Consider the following 16,996-nt stretch of genomic DNA (forward strand, 5'->3'; position numbering starts at 1 on the left):
ACGTGCTGGGGACCTACCGTGACGTGCTGGACCGGCCCGGTGCCCTGGCGTTCTCCGGTGCCGGCGTCATCGCCCGGCTTCCGATGTCCATGGTGGGCATCGGCATCATCCTGATGATCGAGTCCCTGCACGGCTCGTACCGGCTGGCGGGTGCCGTCTCCGCCGCGTACGTGCTCGCGCAGGCGGTGTGCTCCCCGCAGCTCGCCCGCCTCGTCGACCAGCACGGCCAGGCGCGCGTCATGCGCCCCGCGCTCACCGTCTCCGCGGTCGCGCTCGTCTCCCTCGTGCTCTGCGCGACGCTCGACGCGCCGGTGTGGACGCTCTACGCGACCGCCGTGCTCGTCGGCGCCACCATCGGCTCGTTCGGCGCGCTCGTCCGGGCCCGGTGGTCCCACGTGCTGTCGGACCCGCGCGCGCTGCACACCGCGTACTCGCTGGAGTCCGCGCTCGACGAGCTGGTGTTCGTGGTCGGCCCGATCCTCGCGACCACGCTGGCGACCGCGGTCGCCCCGGCTGCGGGCCTCGTCGTGCCGGTCGTCGGGATGGTGCTCGGCGGGTACTGGTTCCTCGCTCAGCGCCGCACCGAGCCGCCGCCGTCCGGCCCGCGGCCCGCAGGACCGGACGGCGCGCCGGTGCGGCGCGTGTCCGTCATGCGCTCCGGCGGGATGGTGGTGCTCGCCGTCGTGTTCGTCGCGATGGGGTCGATCTTCGGGGCGACCGACGTGAGCACCGTGGCGTTCGCGGAGGAGGCGGGACGGCAGGCGCTGGCGGGCGTGGTGCTCGCGGTGTTCGCCTGCGGCTCGATGATCTCCGGCCTGCTCTACGGCGCACGGCACTGGGTGACGCCCCTGTGGCGCCGGTTCGCGATCGGGATGGTCGCGCTGGCCCTCGGGGTGTCGCTGTTCGTCCTCGTGAGCTCGATGACGATGCTCGGCGTCGTCATGTTCGTCGTGGGCTTCGCGATCGCCCCGACGCTCGTGAACGGCAACGCGCTGGTCCAGCACTTCGTGGCCCGTGAGCGGCTCACGGAGGGGCTGACCTGGGTCGGCACCTCGCTCGGCGTCGGCGTCTCGCTGGGGTCCTGGGTCGCGGGGTCCATGATCGACCGGCAGGGGTCGCACGGCGGCTACCTGGTGGTCGTCGGGTCAGCGGCGCTCGCCGTGGTGGCGGTGCTCGCCTCGCTGCGCACCCTGCGGGCCGGCAACCAGGACCCGCGGGTGCCGGCCGGCGCGGGGCCGGACGACGAGGGCGGCACCCCCGAGGGCGGCACGTCCGAGGGCGGCACCCCCGAGGGCGGCACCCCCGAGGGCGGCACGTCCGAGAGCGGCACGTCCGAGAGCGGCACGTCCGAGAGCGGCACGTCCGAGGGCGGCACCGCGCCCGAGGCCGGCGCACGGGCCGCCGCGGGCGACGAGAACACGGTCGACGCGTCGGCAGCCCCCGCGGGCGGCACCGCAGCGCATGCCGTGACGCCGGTCGCCGCCGACGACGCCCCCCGGCGGGCCGGCGGCTCGACGCTCCCCGTGCCGATGGACGTCCCCGGGTCGGAGCGGCTGACGCCCGCGGCCGACGACACCCCCGCGGGCTGACCGCCCGCCGGGGCGTCCCCTCGGCGTCCGTCAGCGCAGGACGCGCGGCTGCTCGTCCTGCGCGCCCTGCCCGGACCGGCGCCGCTCGGCGAAGATCCCGAGCACCAGCAGCAGACCGCCCGCGGCGAGGAGCGTCAGCAGCCACGGGCCCGCCGACACCGTGCCGCCGAGCTGTGCCGCGAACACGCTGAGCACCGCCACGGGCAGGGTGGTCGCGCCGACGACCAGCGGCGCCCGGAGCAGCTCGCGCGCCCCGAGCAGCATGAACCCCAGCGCGAGCACCACGACGAGGACGGCGCGCCAGGTCATCGGGTCGGTCCAGATCGCCAGCACGGAGGGACCGAGCGTGGCGAGCGCGCCCGGCGTCAGGGTGACCGCGGAGGTGCGCCCGCCCACCGGCCACCCGGCCGACGAGCGCGCCGGGGGCCCCGCGGGACCGGCGACGGCGTCGTCCCGGAGGGCCGCGCGCAGCGCGACGAGACCCATGGCGGTGAGGGCGAGGCCGACCGGCAGGGCGAACATCTCGACGCGCAGCAGCCGCGTGCTCCACGCCCCGATCGCCCAGGCGAGCGCGGCCAGCCACAGGAACCAGCCCGGGGGCAGCACGACGGCCTGTCGCCGGGGGTCGGAGCCGGACGCGGCGGCGGACCCGAGGTCGGGCCGGGCAGCCGATCGGGCACCGGGTCCGCCGGACCGGACGTCGGACCGCACGGCGGTCAGGGCGAGGGCCAGGAGCAGCAGCTCGACGACCCACCCGGTCCACGCCGCCGCCCACGACGAGCGGACAGCGACGAGCGTGCCGACGGTCCCGGCGACGACGGCCGGGGCCAGGGCCCAGCGGAGCCGGGGGCCCGGTCCGGTGGGTCCCGACGCGGCACCCGGAGGCGTCACGGCGACCACCGCCGCCTCGTGCCGTCGGGCGAGCGACCGTCCGGCGACGCCGAGCAGCACCGCGCCCCCGAGCGACCACAGCAGCGCGGCCCCGAACAGGCGGGCGTCGTCGGCCGCCGGCCCCGCCTGGGTGCTCGCGGCCAGGTGCAGGGCGCGCACCGGGCCGGCGAGCGCCGCGACGGCCGCACCGACGAGGACGGCGTCCGTCAGCACCCGCCACGCGCGCCCCGCCGGCGTCGGCGCGGGATCGGGTCCCTCGTCCTCGTCGGACAGGAGCACGCTCCCCACCGCGACGGCGGCGAGGGCGAGGAGGGCCGCCGCCCGCGTGCCCGTGTCCCGTCCGAGGACGGCGAGCAGCAGCGTGGGCGTCACGAGCAGCGCGGTGCCTGCGCGCACGAGCGGGCGCCAGCGCTCTGCCGACCGCCGCGCGAGCAGGGCCCCGACCAGCACGGCCGCGGCGGCGGGGGGCGCGGTGTACGCCTCCACGAGGCCGACGCCCCACCACCCGAGCGCCGACCACAGCACCCCCGACCAGAGCAGCGCGGCGGCCCACCATACGGGGCGCCGGTCCGGCCGCTGGGCGACCACCGTGGCCCCGGCGGCCAGGATCGCGCAGAGCACCAGCACGGTGTCCGCGCCGGTCGTGGCTCGCAGGACGGCGAGCAGCAGGGCCACCGCGGAGGTCCCGGCGGCCGCGACCTCGAGCGCCACCCGGGCGGGCTCCGCCGAGACGTCCAGGGACCGGCGCCGCAGCCGCGTCGCCACGGGCGGGGCGGCGACGGCGGCGGCCGCGGCGAGGACGGCCACCACGGGCAGCAGCACCGGGGATCCCGACCCGGGCAGCAGCACCGCGCCGGCGCAGATGACGAGCACCGACACGGTCGGCAGCACGAGGGCCGCGGCCAGCACCCGCAGCCAGGCCGGCACCGGGCGCGCGCGGGTGTCGAGGACCACGGCCTCGAGCACCAGCAGCGCGGCGGCGGCGCCCGCGGACCACCAGGTCCGGTCGACGGCCACCGCGAGCACCGCCACGGCGGCCGGCACCGTGGCCACGACGAGCAGGGCGAGCCACGTGTCCCGGCCGACCCGCGGCAGCACGGTCACGACGGCGGCGGCCAGCACGGCGACGACCGCCGTGCCCCCCACCACGCCGAACCCGTCCCACCCCAGCCACGCCAGCCCGAAGCCGAGCGCCAGCGTCGCGTAGGCCGCGCCGGCGCCGACGAGGACGCCCCGCACCGGCGCGGGCACGAGCGGGCGCGACCGCAGCAGGAGCAGCACCACGGCCGCCGCGCCGAGGAGCACCGTCGGCCGCGCCACCCAGCTCAGCAGCACCAGCGCCGCGAGCTGCGCGAACGCGGCCACGACGAGGGTGCTGCGCCACGGGGCGCTCCGGGGCGTGGGCCCGCCGGGAGCCGGTGCCGCCGACGACGGCGGCACCCAGCCGGCCGGCTCGCCGGCGACCGCAGCGGGGGCTCCAGCCACCGCACCTGCTGCTCCGGCGACCGCGCGCGACGGTCCGGGCCGGCGCGGGGCACGGCGTGCCGTCTCGACCAGGGCCACCGCCAGGAGCAGCTCGGCGAGCAGCAGCGCCGGGGACCACGGCCGCAGCAGCGTCGCGGCCGCGGCGACGGCCAGCACGACCGCGGCGGGCAGGCAGGCGCGGCCCGCCGTGACGACGTACGGCTCGCGCGGCACGGCGGGCAGCGGGATGCCGGGCAGCGGGACGCCGGGGGGCGGGACGACCCCGGGCACCGTGCCGGCGGGGGCCGCCCAGCGGCGCTCGAGCACCGGCGCGAGCCGCTGCACCGCGATCACGGCGCAGGCACCGGCGAGCACGACGACCGCGAGCACCGGCCCGAGCGAGGAGGCGCCTTCGGCGAGGTCGCCGGCGGGGTCGAAGGCCGCGACGGGCAGCCTGGAGGGCGGCGGGATCCGGAGCGCCTCGAGCAGCGTCAGACCGTCGGCGACCGCCGCGAGCAGGCCGGGCAGCGTCACGACCACCAGCGCGACCCACCCGCCGGACACCCGCGCCCGGTGCAGCGCGTCGGAGCCGGTGTCGCGTCCCGTCGCGGCGGGCAGCAGCGTCACGAGAAGCCAGGCTCCGGCGCCGGTCAGGGCGGCGATGCCGATGCTGAGGGTGCCCAGGTCGAGGGGAGCGGCCGACGCTGCGAGGACGACCAGTGCCCCCGCGGTCGCGGTCCAGGGGGCCGCCTGGCCCGCGCGGGCCTGGAGGCCGGCGACGACCGCGGCGAGCAGCAGGCCGATCGCGAGCCCGCCGGCGGGCCAGCCGTCGGCCGTCGGCAGGTCGGGGGCGACCGCGAGCGCCGCGAGCAGCAGCACGCCGGCGAGGGCCACGAGCAGCCCGTCGACCACCTCCCCCCGGGCGCCGAACCGCTGGTCGACCGCGCGGCGGTAGGGGACTCGGACGAGCGTGGCCAGGGAGGCGGCGAGCAGCCCGACGTGCCAGGCCCAGCCGCCGCCGACGGCCGCCGAGACGCACAGGGGGACGGCGGGCAGCACGAGGACGGCGACGGTCCACGAGCGGATCCGGGTGGCGAGGCCCGCCGCGGGCAGTCCGACGCCGACGGCGAGCAGCAGGAACGCCAGGACGAGCGGCTGGACGCGCCCGCCGGCGAGCGCCCCCACGACCCACGCGTCGACGACCGCGAGCGCGGCGGTCAGGCCGCCGACCGCCTCCGCGGACCCGGTGACGCCGGCGCGCCGGAGCGCGAGCGCACCCACCGCGGCGCCGGCCGTCGTGAGCAGCAGCACGACCACCCGGGCGGCGGGCGCGTCGCCGAGCAGGAAGAACGCGAGGACGACGAACGCCGCCGCCACGAGGCCCGCACCGGCGAGGGCGAACAGGCGCGCGACGTCGAACGGCCGACCGGCCGGCGGCACCGGCTGCCGGGCGGGGGGAGGCACGCCCGGCCCGCCCGGCCAGCCGGCGGGGGGATGCGGCGCGGCGCCGGGCCACGCGCCCGGACCGGGGACGTCCGGGCCCGTCGCCCAGGGCCCCGCCGCCCAGGGCGCCGCGGGGGGAGGCACCACCGGTGACGTGGAGGGTGGCACCACCGGCGACGCAGGGGGCGACGCGACCGGGGTCCCGACCGGCGGCACGACCGGCGCCGCGGGCGCGACCGCCGCCCCCGGCACGGTCGCGCGCGCCTGCGCGGCCCGGACCGCCTCGATCAGCCGCTGCCGGTCGTCGAGCGCCCGCGCCGCGGTGCGCGACGCGTCGGCGATGCGGGCACCGTCCGCTCCCCCGAGGTCGAGCCCGCAGCCCCGGCAGCGCGGCCCGGTGAGCGTCGTCCCGCAGTGCGGGCAGCGGCTGAAGTCGGTGAGCTCGCGCCGGGCGGCGCCTGCCGAGGTCGGTTCCACGTGCTGAGCGTGCCAGGCGGGAGCGCCCCAGGTGCGTCGTCCACAGTTCCTGCGCAGACTTTCACCAGGTCGTCCGGGGTCCGCCGGGTCCTGGTCGTCCCCGCCCGGGTCCGGCGAGCCGTGCGCGTGAGGCACGAGACACGCTTCCCGGTGGCACCGCCCAAGTCATGGGATGACTATGGAGGCGGACCAGCACGCGACGACGACAGGAGGACGCGGTGGCACGCAGCAGCACGGTGGCGGACCAGCTCGTGGCGCAGGTGGTGGCAGCGGGTGCCACGCACGTCTACGGGATCGTGGGCGACAGCCTCAACCCGGTGGTGGACGCGATCCGCCGGGCGCAGAAGGACGGTGCCGACATCCAGTGGGTGCACGTCCGGCACGAGGAGGCGGCGGCGTTCGCCGCGGCGGCCGAGGCGGAGATCACCGGGCGGCTGGCCGTCTGCGCGGGCTCGTGCGGCCCGGGCAACCTGCACCTCATCAACGGCCTGTACGACGCGAACCGCAGCCGCGTGCCGGTCCTCGCCATCGCGTCGCACATCCCGAGCGCGCAGATCGGCACCCAGTTCTTCCAGGAGACGCACCCCGACCGGCTGTTCGTCGAGTGCTCGGTGTACTCCGAGATGATCTCGTCGCCGGTCCAGGCGCCGCGGGTGATCCGCAGCGCCATCCACCACGCCTACGGCGCCCCGGGCGTCGCGGTGCTCACGCTGCCGGGCGACGTCGCCGACGAGGAGGCGCCCGCGCCCGGTCCGGACCAGCTGGTGCGCCCCCGGCGGCCGCGCGTCGTCCCCGCGGACGTCGACGTGGCCGCGCTCGCCGACGCGATCGACGACGCGAAGAAGGTCACGATCCTGGCGGGGGCCGGCGTGCGCGGCGCCCACGACGACGTGCTGGCGCTGGCCGACAAGATCGCCGCCCCGGTCGGCCACAGCCTGCGCGGCAAGGAGCACATCCAGTACGACAACCCGTTCGACGTCGGCATGACCGGGCTGCTCGGCTACGGCGCGCTGCAGGCCGCGATGGACGGCGCCGACCTGCTGCTGATGCTGGGCACCGACTTCCCCTACGACCAGTTCCTGCCGTCCGACGTCCGGACGGCGCAGGTCGACATCGACCCGACGCACCTCGGCCGGCGCACCCGGACCGACCTGGCGGTGGTCGGCGACGTGGGAGAGACGGTCCGTGCGCTGCTGCCGCTGGTCGGGCGCAAGAAGTCGCGGCGGTTCCTGGACTCGATGATCAAGAAGCACGAGCGGGCGATGTCCGGCGTGGTCGGCGCGTACACGAAGGACGTCGAGCACCACACGCCGATCCACCCGGAGTACGCCGCGGTGCTGCTGGACGAGGAGGCCGCGGACGACGCGGTGTTCACCGTCGACACCGGCATGGGCAACGTGTGGGCCGCGCGGTACCTGACCCCGAACGGCCGCCGCCGCGTCATCGGCTCGTTCCTGCACGGCTCGATGGCCAACGCGGTGCCGCACGCGATCGGCGCGGCGTTCGCGGCGCGGGACGGCGGGGCGCGCCAGAAGCACGTGGTGGCGGTCGCCGGGGACGGCGGGCTGTCGATGCTGCTGGGCGAGCTCGTGACGCTCGTGCACTACCAGCTGCCCGTCAAGATCATCCTGTTCGACAACGCGACGCTCGGCATGGTCCGGCTGGAGATGCTGGTCGACGGCCTGCCGTCGTTCGGCACGGACTCCCCGGCGATCGACTACGCCGCGGTCGCGCAGGCGATGGGCATCCCGGCCGTGCGCGTGGAGGACCCGACGCGGATCCGCACGGCCCTGCGGGAGGCCTTCTCCCACGACGGGCCGGCGCTGGTCGACCTGGTGACGGACCCGCGCGCGCTGTCCATCCCGCCGAAGATCACGCGCCAGCAGCTCAGCGGCTTCACGGCGGCCATGAGCAAGGAGATCCTCGGCGGCGGCATGGGCGAGGTCATGGCGATGGCCCGCTCGAACCTGCGCAACGTGCCCCGGCCCTGACCCCGGTGCCCGGGCGGACGTCCCGCCCGGGCACCGGCGGCGTCACCGCGCGATCAGCGCGAACACGCCCCAGCCGAGGTGCGCCCGCACCCCCGCGGCGTACTGCTGCGGCTCGGTGGCCAGCAGCCGCCGGACCTCGTCGTGCAGGTCGTGGCCGGGGTGGGCGTCCGCCCAGCGCCGCATGGTGAGCCACTGCGACGCCCAGTAGCGGTCCCAGGACCCCTCGGTCGCGCAGACCATCTCGACGACGTCGTAGCCCTGCTCCCCGAACGAGGCGAGCAGCTCCGGCAGCGGCAGGAAGTCCTCGACGGCACCCGCCTGGCAGGCGGCGAGCAGCTCCGCGGTGGCGGGGACGGTGCGCCAGTACGGCTCGCCGACCAGCAGCATGCCGCCCGGGACGATGCTGCGGCTCAGCAGGTCGAGCGTGCCGGGCACGCCCCCGCCGATCCAGGTGGCGCCGACGCAGGCCGCCACGTCGACGGGCTCGTCGGCGACGTAGCCGGACGCGTCGCCCTCGACGAACCGCACGGCACCGGCCACGCCGAGCTCGTCGGCGCGCGCCCGCGCGTGGGCGAGGAAGTCCGGGTTGAGGTCCACGCCGAGGCCGGCGACGCGGTGGTCGCGGGCCCAGGTGCACAGCAGCTCGCCGGACCCGCAGGCCAGGTCGAGCACCCGGGTGCCGGGCGGCAGGTCGAGCCCGGCGCCCCAGTCCGCGAGCTGCCGCGCGGTCAGGGGGTTATGGATGCGGAGGCGGGACTCACGGACGGAGAACAGGCGAAGGTCGAACACGGTGACGCTCCTTGCACGGGTGCTGACGGGTCGTCGTCTGGCGGCGGACGGGTCCGGCCACCGGCACCTGCGCGGTCATCTCGCATCGGCTCCTCGCTCGCGCGGCACGCCGCGGCGGCCGCCGGGGCCCCGTGCGGGCCCGCTGCGACCGTAGGGCGGGACGGGCGGCGGGCGCGACGGATTTCCCCGTCGCCCCCGCCGCCCGCGCGCCCGGCCGTCAGGCGATCGCGAAGATCACCGCGGCCAGGCCGAAGCCCATCACCCCGATGAGCGTCTCCATGACGGTCCACGTCTTGAAGGTCGTCTTCACGTCCATGTCGAAGAACCGCCCGACCAGCCAGAAGCCGGAGTCGTTGACGTGGCTGAGGACCACCGAGCCTGCCGCGACCGCCAGGACGATGGTCGCCAGCTCCACGGCGTTGTAGCCGCCGGCGGCGACGGCCGGCGCGATGAGGCCGGCCGCGGTGGTCAGCGCGACGGTCGCGGACCCCTGGGCGACCCGCAGCACCGTGGCGATGAGGAACCCGGCGACGATCACCGGGACACCGAGGTCGCTGAGCACGTCCGCGAGCGCGTCGCCGATGCCGGACGCGCGCAGGACGCCGCCGAACATGCCGCCGGCGCCGGTGATGAGGATGACCGAGGCGACGGGGCCGAGCGCGGAGTCGAGCACCTTCTCCAGGACCGTCCCGGACCGGCCGCGGCGCCGGCCGAGCACGTACGTGGCGACGAGGACGGTGACGAGCAGGGCGACGGGCGTCTGGCCGAGCGCACGGAAGGCCTGCACCCACAGCGCGTCGCCGTCCACCACGCCGGCCGCGCGCAGCGCGTCGAGGCCGGTGTTGGCGAAGATCAGGACCAGCGGCAGCAGGAGCAGCGAGACGACCGTGCCGAAGGACGGCGGGTTGGCGGTGGCCTCCTCGTCGGCCTCGCCGAGGATCGACGGGACGGGCAGCGAGATCCGCCGGCCCGTGAACACGCCGTACAGGTACGCGGTCACGTACCAGGTGGGGATCGCGACGAGGACGCCGATCGCCAGCACCGTCCCGACGTTCGCGCCCAGCAGCTCGGTGGCCGCGACCGGCCCGGGGTGCGGCGGCACGAACACGTGCATCACGGAGAACGCACCGGCGACGGGCAGCCCGTACAGCAGCAGCGACCCGCCGAGGCGGCGCGCGACGGCGAACACGATCGGCAGCATCACGACGAGGCCCGCGTCGAAGAAGATCGGGAAGCCGAAGATCAGCGACGCGAGGCCGAGCGCGAACGGCGCCCGCTTCTCCCCGAACTTGCCGATGAGGAAGTCGGCGAGCACCTGGGCCCCGCCGCTGGTCTCGACGAGCCGCCCGAGCATCGCCCCGAGCGCGACGAGCAGGGCGACGCCGGCCAGGGTGGAGCCGAAGCCCGACGTCATGACCGGCACGACGTCCCCGACGGGGATGCCGGTGGCGAGCGCGGTGAGCAGGCTGACGAGGATCAGCGCGACGAACGCGTGCATCCGCAGCCAGATGATGAGGAGCAGCAGCACGGCGATCGCGCCGGCCGCGATGCCGAGCAGCGGCCCGGCGGTCAGGGTCTGGGTCCAGCCCTCAGGCGTCATGGGTGTCTCCGTCGACAGTGGTGGCGGTGGTGGGTGGGCAGAGGTGCGGGTCAGCGGCCGAGGCGCCGGAGGATCTCGTCGACCAGCGCGGCGGGCTTGGCGTCGATGTCGACGGCGAACCCGTCCTCGTCGTCGGCCAGCGGCTCGAGGGTCGCGAGCTGGGACACGAGCATCTCGGGCTTCATGAAGTGCCCGGCCCGGCCCTGGATGCGCTCGGACAGCAGCTCGCGGCTGCCCGTGAGGTGGACGAAGCGCACCGGCCCGGCCTCGCGCAGCAGGTCCCGGTAGGCCCGGCGCAGCGCGCTGCACGGGACGACGGCGCTCTCGCCGGCGGCGGCGCGCTCGGCGAGCCAGTCCCGGATGCCGCCGAGCCACGGCCAGCGGTCGTCGTCGGTCAGGGGGGTGCCGGCCGACATCTTCTCGACGTTGGCCGGGGAGTGGAAGTCGTCGCCCTCGGCGAACGCCGCCCCCATGCGGCCGGCGAGGAGTGCTGCGACAGTGGTCTTGCCGGAGCCGGCGACGCCCATGACCACGACGAGGTCGGGGCGCTCGGCGCCCGACGGCGCGGCGGTGCGGTGCGGTGAGGTCTCGGCCTCGGTGACGTCGGTGTCCACCGGCTCAGCATCACCCACAGGTAGCACCTTTGTCCACATGTGGTGCTCTCATAGTGTCGGGCGCCGTCCGCGGCCCTACCCTGGACGCGTGCCCGCCGCCGTCCTCCACAGCACCGTCCTCGACACGCTGGGGCGCCGCATCACCGCCGGTGAGCTGCGCGCCGGGGCCGTCCTGACGCTGCAGGAGCTGGGCGCCGAGTTCGGGGTGTCCCGCACGGTCGCGCGCGAGGTCATGCGCATGCTCGAGGGCCTCGGCCTGGTGCGCTCCAGCCGGCGCGTCGGCCTGGTCGTGCTCGGCATCGAGAGCTGGAACGTGCTCGACCCCCGGGTGATCGCCTGGCGGCTCGAGGGACCCGGCCGGCTCGCGCAGCTGCGGACGCTGACCGAGCTGCGGCACGCCGTCGAGCCGCTGGCCGCCGCCGGCGCCGCGCGGTACGCCCCCGTCGAGGTCCGCACGGAGCTCATGGACATCGCGCAGCGGATGCGGGCGCTCGGCGAGGCCGGGGAGGCCACGCAGGCGGAGTTCCTCGCGCTCGACATCCGGATGCACCAGCTGCTGCTGCGCGCCAGCGGCAACGAGCTGTTCGGGGCGCTGTCGGGGCTGGTGACGGCCGTGCTGTCCGGCCGCACGGCTCTCGGCCTCATGCCCGCCTCGCCCGTGCCGGCCGCTCTCGACGGGCACGAGGCCGTGGCGCGCGCGGTCGCGCTCGGCGACCCGGTCGCCGCGCAGCGGGCCATGGCCGGCATCGTCGACGAGGTGCAGGGGTCCCTGCCGGACGACGCCGGCGCGGCCGCGTCCTGACCGCCGCGCCCGGCCCGCCCGCGGGGCGACCCGCGGTCCCGCACGCACAGGTGCACCACAGGCGCGTTCCAGCGGACGTGGAGCACCCGACCGCAGCGTAGGAGCCCTCACCGGGAGCCACCCGGTCCGGCAGCCCGGGAGGGCAGCGTGAGCGCTCCGCCGACCACCGCAGTGCCCGGCCCGCGCGCGCCGGGCGACACCACGCCGTCGCCCCGCCCGCCGGACGCCCGCGGAGGGCACGTCCGGCGCCTGCTCCCCCCGGCGCGACGACGCTGGTGGGGCGACGCGGTCGCCTGGCTCGTGGGTGCGCACCTCGGGGTCGTCACCGCGTTCTGGGTGAGCGCCGGTGGCGCCGGGCTGCTGCTCCAGGGCGGCGCGACCGCGCTGGGGTCCGCGGGCCGGCTCGCGGGCCTGTGGGCCAGCGCGCTGCTGCTGCTGCAGGTGCTGGGCATGGCACGCATCCCCGCCGCCGAGCGCGCGTTCGGGCAGGACAGGCTCACCACCTGGCACCGCTGGGCCGGGTTCACGTCGTTCTGGCTGCTCGCGTTGCACCTGGTCCTCATCGTGGTGGCGTACGCGTCGGCCGAGGGACGGGGTCCCGTCGCGGAGCTGTGGTCGATGACGCTCACGCTGCCCGGCATGCTGCTCGCGGTCGCCGGGACCGCCCTGATCACCGGCGTCGTCGTGCTGTCCGTGCGTGCCGCGCGGCGGCGGCTGCGCTACGAGTCGTGGCACCTGCTGCACCTGTACGCCTACCTGGGCATCGGGCTCGCGCTGCCGCACCAGCTCTGGACCGGGTCGTCGTTCCTCGCCCACCCCTGGACCGCGGCGTACTGGTGGTCGCTGTACGGGCTCACGCTGGTCGCGCTGCTGACCTTCCGGGTGGCGCGCCCGCTGCTGCTGAGCGCCCGCCACCGGCTGCGCGTGGCGGCCGTCGTGCAGGAGACGCCGACGATCGTGTCAGTGCACGTCACGGGGCGCCGGCTCGACCGGCTCCGGGTGGAGGCCGGCCAGTTCCTGGTCTGGCGGTTCCGGACCGGCGCCGGCTGGACGCGCGGCCACCCGCTGAGCCTCTCGGCGCAGCCCACCACCGCGGGGCTCCGCGTCACGATCGGCGTCCGGGGCGACGACGGCGCCCGGCTCGCGGCGATGGGACCCGGGACGCCGGTGCTCGTCGAGGGGCCGTTCGGCCGGACGGCGACGAGCGTCCGGACGCGGCACCGCATCGCGGCGTTCGCGGCCGGCGCCGGCATCGCGCCCGTGGTCGCCCTGCTCCAGGACAACGCGTGGACGCCCGGCTCCGACACCCTCGTGCACCGCGTCACCGACCCGTCGGAGGCCGCGCTGCGTGCCGACGCCGAGTGGCTCGCGGAGCACGCGGCCCTCCGGTACGTCCCGCTCCCCGGCCCGCGCTCCCGCACCGGCACGCCCTGGCTGCCCGCCGAGCACGGCCACGTCCCCGGACCCGACGCGCTGCGGCGACTCGTGCCCGACCTGGTGCACCACGACGTGTTCGTCTGCGGACCCGCCGCCTGGTCCACCGCCCTGGTCGCCGACCTGCGCGCCGCCGGCGTGCCCGAGCGGCAGATCCACCTCGAGTCCTACGCCTGGTGAGAGGAGACTCCCGTGCGCCGCATCCTCGTCGCCGTGGCCGGCACCCTGTCCGGCCTCGGCCTGATCCTCCTGTACCCCACGAGCACCGGCCGGACGCTCGACACGGCGGGCACCGCCGGCGGGACCGCGACCGCGGGCGGCGCGACGTCCGGGTCGCAGGCCGGGGACGGGGCGCAGTCCGGCTCCGGGGCGCAGTCCGGATCCGCGGCCGGCAGCGGCGACGCGGCCGGCGCGACGACCCCGGACGCCGCGGGCTCGACCGGGTCCGGCTCGACCGGCTCGACCGGCACGTACTCGGCGTCCACGTCCATGCGGTACGGCACGGTCACCGTGACGGTCACGGTGACCGACGGCCGGCTCACCGACGTCGGCGCGACCCAGGACTCCCCGGACGGGCGCTCCCGGAGCATCTCCGGGCAGGCGATCCCGACGCTCAACAGCGAGGCGCTCGACGCGCAGAGCGCCGACATCGCCCTCGTGTCGCACGCCACCTACACGAGCGAGGCGTACGCGCAGTCGCTGCAGGCGGCGCTGGACGAGGCGGCGCAGGCGTGAGCGCGGCCGCGGACGCCACGGCCTGGACGCCGTCGGGCGACGACCTCGACGCCGCCGAGCGCGACACCCGGGTCCGGGAGGCCGCCGGGCTGCCGCGCTGCGCCTGGGTGGCCCACCACATGGCGATGCCCTGGAGCGTGCACGTCCGCGGGCCGGCGGCGCACGCCCCCGCCACCGCCGGCGCCGTGGCGGAGGCGTTCGCCCTGGTGGCGCGGATCGACGCGGCGCTCAGCCCCTTCCGCCCCGACTCGGACCTGAGCCGCTACCGCCGCGGGGAGCTCGGCCTCGACGCGGCACCGGAGCTCGCCGCGGTGCACCGGCGGTGCGTGGTCGCGCGGTCGACGACGGGCGGCGTCGTCGACGCGTGGGGGTGGCGGGACGGCTTCGACCCGACCGGCCTCACCAAGGGGTGGGCCGTCGACCGGACGCTCGACGCGCTGGCCGGCCTCGACGGCGACGTCGCGGTGGTCGCGGGCGGCGACGTGGGCGTGCGGAGCCGTAGCGGTCTGCCGTGGCGGGTCGGCGTGGAGGACCCCGCGGACCGCAGCCGGGTGCTCGCCTGGGTGGACGTGACCGACGGCGGGGTGGCCACGTCGGGCCCCGCCGCCCGCGGCGCCCACGTCGTCGACCCGCGCACCGGCGCGGCCGCCGGCGGCGCGATCCGGTCGGCGACCGTCGTCGCGGAGACCGCCGAGCGTGCGGACGTGTGGGCGACCGCCGCCGTCGTGCTGGGTGCGCACGCACCGGGCCGGCTCCGTGGGCTGCCGGGGACCTCCGGCGTGCTGGTGCTCGCGGACGGTTCCGTGCACCGGTGGGCGGCGCCGGCCTGAGCCGGCGCCGGCCGCCTCAGGCCCGGTCGGGCCCCGTCGTGCTCCCGCCACCGGTGCCCGGCGCGGCGCCCGGCCCGGTGCTCCACGGCTCGGCGGACGCGCCGTCGTCGGAGCCGCGGGACACCGCGCTCTTCACCGCGTCGACCGCCTTGTCCTTGAGCGCGACGCCCTGGTCCTTCGCGAACCGCGCCGCCGTCGACTCGAGGTCGTCGACCGTGGACTGCACGCGCGGGTCGTGCCACGCGTCCGACGCCCACCCCTTGATCTTCTCGAACTGCGCGCGGCCCGCGCGGGTGCCGACGACGTAGCCGATGCCGGCGCCGAGGACGAATGCGAGCTTGCCCTTCATGCGTTCTCTCCCTGGTCGCTGGATCTCCTGATTCGATCGAGCCTAGGGGCGCCCGTCGTGGCGCGCCCGGCGAGCGCCGGGGACCGTTCGACGCGCACGACGATGCGGGCAGGAGCACAGTGGCCCCCGACGAGGGGGAGGCTCGATGACGCAGACCACACGGGTACCCGGCGCCGACCAGCCGGAGCTGCGGCGCACGATCGGCCGCACGGTGCTGCTGCTGTTCGTCGTCGGGGACATCCTCGGCGCCGGCATCTACGCGCTGACGGGGACGGTCGCGGAGCAGGTCGGCGGCGCGATCTGGCTGCCGTTCCTGCTGGCGTTCGCCCTGGCCACGCTGACCGCGACGGCCTACGCGGAGCTCGTCGCCCGCTACCCCAAGGCCGCCGGCGCCGCCCTGTACGCGAACCGCGCCTTCCGGCGGCCGTTCCTGACGTTCCTCGTGGCGTTCGCCGTCATGATGTCGGGCATCACCAGCGCCTCCGCGGCGGCGCGGGCGTTCGGCGGGGACTACCTGGCGGAGCTGCTGCCGTTCGGGGTGCCGACCCTCGTGGCCGCGTGGGTGTTCCTCGGGCTCATCACGGTCGTCAACGTGCTCGGGGTCTCCGAGTCGGTGCGCGTGAACGTCGTGCTCACGCTGGTCGAGGCGAGCGGGCTGCTCGTCATCATCGGCATCGGGGTGTGGGCGCTCGCGCACGGCGACGGCGACCCGTCCCGCGCCCTCGACCTGCACACCGACGGCCCCGCGTGGATGGGCGTGCTCGGCGGCACCGCGCTCGCCTTCTACGCCCTGCTCGGGTTCGAGGACTCGGTGAACCTGGCGGAGGAGGCGCGGCACCCGCGGCGCGACTTCCCGCGGGCGCTGTTCGGCGGCCTCGCGGTGGCCGGGGCCATCTACCTGGCGGTGGCGTTCACGGCGTCGATGCTGGTGGAGACGGACGTGCTGGTCGGCTCCACCGGGCCGCTGCTCGAGGTGGTGCGCGTGGCCGGGCTGGCGTTCCCGCCGTGGCTGTTCGCGCTCATCGCGCTGCTCGCCGTCATGAACACCGCGCTGATCAACATGATGATGGCGTCCCGCCTGGTGTACGGGATGTCCCGCGAGGGGATCGTCCCCGCCGCGCTCGGCCGCGTGCACTCCCGGCGCCGCACCCCCGTGGTCGCGATCGCGTTCACGGTGGTCCTCGCGCTGACGCTCACCGCGACCGGCGACCTGGGCGGCCTGGCCGACACCACCGTCCTGCTCCTGCTGCTCGTGTTCGCGGTGGTCAACGTCGCCGTGCTCGTCCTGCGCCGCCGCCCCGCGGACGACGACGAGACCGGCACGGTGGACGGCGACCGCGAGCGCTCGTTCCGCGCGCCGACGTGGGCGCCCGTCGTCGGGGCGGTCGTGTCGCTGGTGCTGGCGTCGCCGCTGACGGGCCGCGAGGGGGCGGTGTACCTGCGGGCCGCCGTGCTGCTGGGGATCGGCGTGGTGCTGTACGTCGTCAACCGGCTGCTGACGGGTGGGACCGACGCGACCGCGGACGAGGACGCCACCACCGCGGTCACGTGAACCCGAGCAGCGCGGCCACCTCGGGCTCCCGCTCGATCCAGGCGGGTGCGTCGTGAGACACCATCCGGTTCTCGAACTCCGCCGCGGTGATCCCGGGTGTCAGCGTGACGTGCATCGTGAGCGCCGCGTCGACCGCGACCAGCAGCCGGCCGTCGTCCGGCACGACCGACCGCAACCACGCCGCGACCTCGCCCCACTTCGACCACAAGGCGTCGCACCAGAAGGCTCGTCGGTTCCGGTGGTAGTCGATCTGAAACCCGCCATCGGCCCCGTCGACCTGGACGTTGACCGCCGCGGCCCAGGGTGGTTCCAGGTGCAGGATCCTCGCGTCCGGCCATCGCCGGCCCGCGGCCGCGCCGAACTCCTCGGACGTGAGCGCGATCCCGCTCCGGCACCAGACGACGAGGTTGTTGCTCACGGTTCACCGCCGGGATCG

Annotated in this window: 13 protein-coding genes; 7 read left to right on the forward strand and 6 right to left on the reverse strand. The window is 76.6% G+C overall.

The window, feature by feature from the left end; translation table 11 throughout:
• Positions 1-2 precede the first annotated feature (2 nt).
• Positions 3-1,589: an MFS transporter gene (locus tag AAHH18_RS13275; RefSeq protein WP_343301942.1), complete on the forward strand. Its 1,587-nt coding sequence runs from the start codon at positions 3-5 to the stop codon at positions 1,587-1,589.
• 30 nt (positions 1,590-1,619) lie between these two features.
• Here AAHH18_RS13275 and AAHH18_RS13280 read toward each other — a convergent pair whose 3' ends face one another.
• Positions 1,620-5,864 (reverse strand): SCO7613 C-terminal domain-containing membrane protein, encoded by a 4,245-nt coding sequence (locus AAHH18_RS13280; protein ID WP_343301943.1) that lies wholly within the window; start codon positions 5,862-5,864, stop codon positions 1,620-1,622.
• A gap of 218 nt (positions 5,865-6,082) precedes the next feature.
• Here AAHH18_RS13280 and AAHH18_RS13285 point away from each other — a divergent pair, with 218 nt between their 5' ends.
• The gene (locus AAHH18_RS13285; protein WP_343301944.1) at positions 6,083-7,855 is read left to right on the forward strand and encodes a pyruvate dehydrogenase; all 1,773 of its coding nucleotides are present in this window, start codon (positions 6,083-6,085) and stop codon (positions 7,853-7,855) included.
• Positions 7,856-7,897: 42 nt separating this feature from the next.
• On the opposite strand, the gene AAHH18_RS13290 is transcribed toward AAHH18_RS13285, so the two are convergent.
• The 3 genes from AAHH18_RS13290 to AAHH18_RS13300 all read right to left on the reverse strand — a co-directional run bounded on the left by AAHH18_RS13290 (position 7,898) and on the right by AAHH18_RS13300 (position 10,771).
• Positions 7,898-8,644: an SAM-dependent methyltransferase gene (locus AAHH18_RS13290; protein ID WP_343301945.1), complete on the reverse strand. Its 747-nt coding sequence runs from the start codon at positions 8,642-8,644 to the stop codon at positions 7,898-7,900.
• 217 nt (positions 8,645-8,861) lie between these two features.
• The gene (locus AAHH18_RS13295) at positions 8,862-10,244 is read right to left on the reverse strand and encodes a GntP family permease (protein WP_283318539.1); all 1,383 of its coding nucleotides are present in this window, start codon (positions 10,242-10,244) and stop codon (positions 8,862-8,864) included.
• Positions 10,245-10,294: 50 nt separating this feature from the next.
• Complete coding sequence (locus tag AAHH18_RS13300) at positions 10,295-10,771, reverse strand: gluconokinase (protein ID WP_283321917.1); 477 nt, start codon at positions 10,769-10,771, stop codon at positions 10,295-10,297.
• A 175-nt stretch (positions 10,772-10,946) separates the two neighbouring features.
• Between AAHH18_RS13300 and AAHH18_RS13305 the strand changes: the two genes are divergently transcribed.
• The 4 genes from AAHH18_RS13305 to AAHH18_RS13320 all read left to right on the forward strand — a co-directional run bounded on the left by AAHH18_RS13305 (position 10,947) and on the right by AAHH18_RS13320 (position 14,659).
• A complete protein-coding gene (locus tag AAHH18_RS13305; protein ID WP_343301946.1) occupies positions 10,947-11,660 on the forward strand; it encodes a FadR/GntR family transcriptional regulator in 714 nt (237 codons plus the stop codon).
• A 147-nt stretch (positions 11,661-11,807) separates the two neighbouring features.
• On the forward strand, positions 11,808-13,274 hold the full coding sequence (locus AAHH18_RS13310; protein ID WP_343301947.1) for a ferredoxin reductase family protein: 1,467 nt from the start codon (positions 11,808-11,810) through the stop codon (positions 13,272-13,274).
• 12 nt (positions 13,275-13,286) lie between these two features.
• Positions 13,287-13,829 carry an FMN-binding protein gene (locus AAHH18_RS13315; RefSeq protein WP_343301948.1) on the forward strand — a complete coding sequence of 181 codons (543 nt, stop codon included), beginning with the start codon at positions 13,287-13,289 and terminating at the stop codon, positions 13,827-13,829.
• Positions 13,826-14,659, forward strand: a complete 834-nt coding sequence (locus AAHH18_RS13320; protein WP_343301949.1) for an FAD:protein FMN transferase — start codon at positions 13,826-13,828, stop codon at positions 14,657-14,659. Before AAHH18_RS13315 ends, AAHH18_RS13320 begins: the two co-directional genes overlap by 4 nt.
• Before the next feature lie 16 nt (positions 14,660-14,675).
• On the opposite strand, the gene AAHH18_RS13325 is transcribed toward AAHH18_RS13320, so the two are convergent.
• Entirely contained in the window at positions 14,676-15,008 is a 333-nt protein-coding gene (locus AAHH18_RS13325) for a YtxH domain-containing protein (protein ID WP_283318544.1), read from the reverse strand.
• A gap of 145 nt (positions 15,009-15,153) precedes the next feature.
• Between AAHH18_RS13325 and AAHH18_RS13330 the strand changes: the two genes are divergently transcribed.
• On the forward strand, positions 15,154-16,560 hold the full coding sequence (locus tag AAHH18_RS13330; protein WP_343301950.1) for an APC family permease: 1,407 nt from the start codon (positions 15,154-15,156) through the stop codon (positions 16,558-16,560).
• Here AAHH18_RS13330 and AAHH18_RS13335 read toward each other — a convergent pair.
• Positions 16,553-16,978 carry a hypothetical protein gene (locus AAHH18_RS13335; protein WP_343301951.1) on the reverse strand — a complete coding sequence of 142 codons (426 nt, stop codon included), beginning with the start codon at positions 16,976-16,978 and terminating at the stop codon, positions 16,553-16,555. The two genes, AAHH18_RS13330 and AAHH18_RS13335, sit on opposite strands and share 8 nt — an antisense overlap.
• Between the last annotated feature and the right edge of the window lie 18 nt (positions 16,979-16,996).

It is taken from the genome of Cellulomonas olei, from assembly GCF_039548315.1.
Lineage (GTDB): Bacteria > Actinomycetota > Actinomycetes > Actinomycetales > Cellulomonadaceae > Cellulomonas.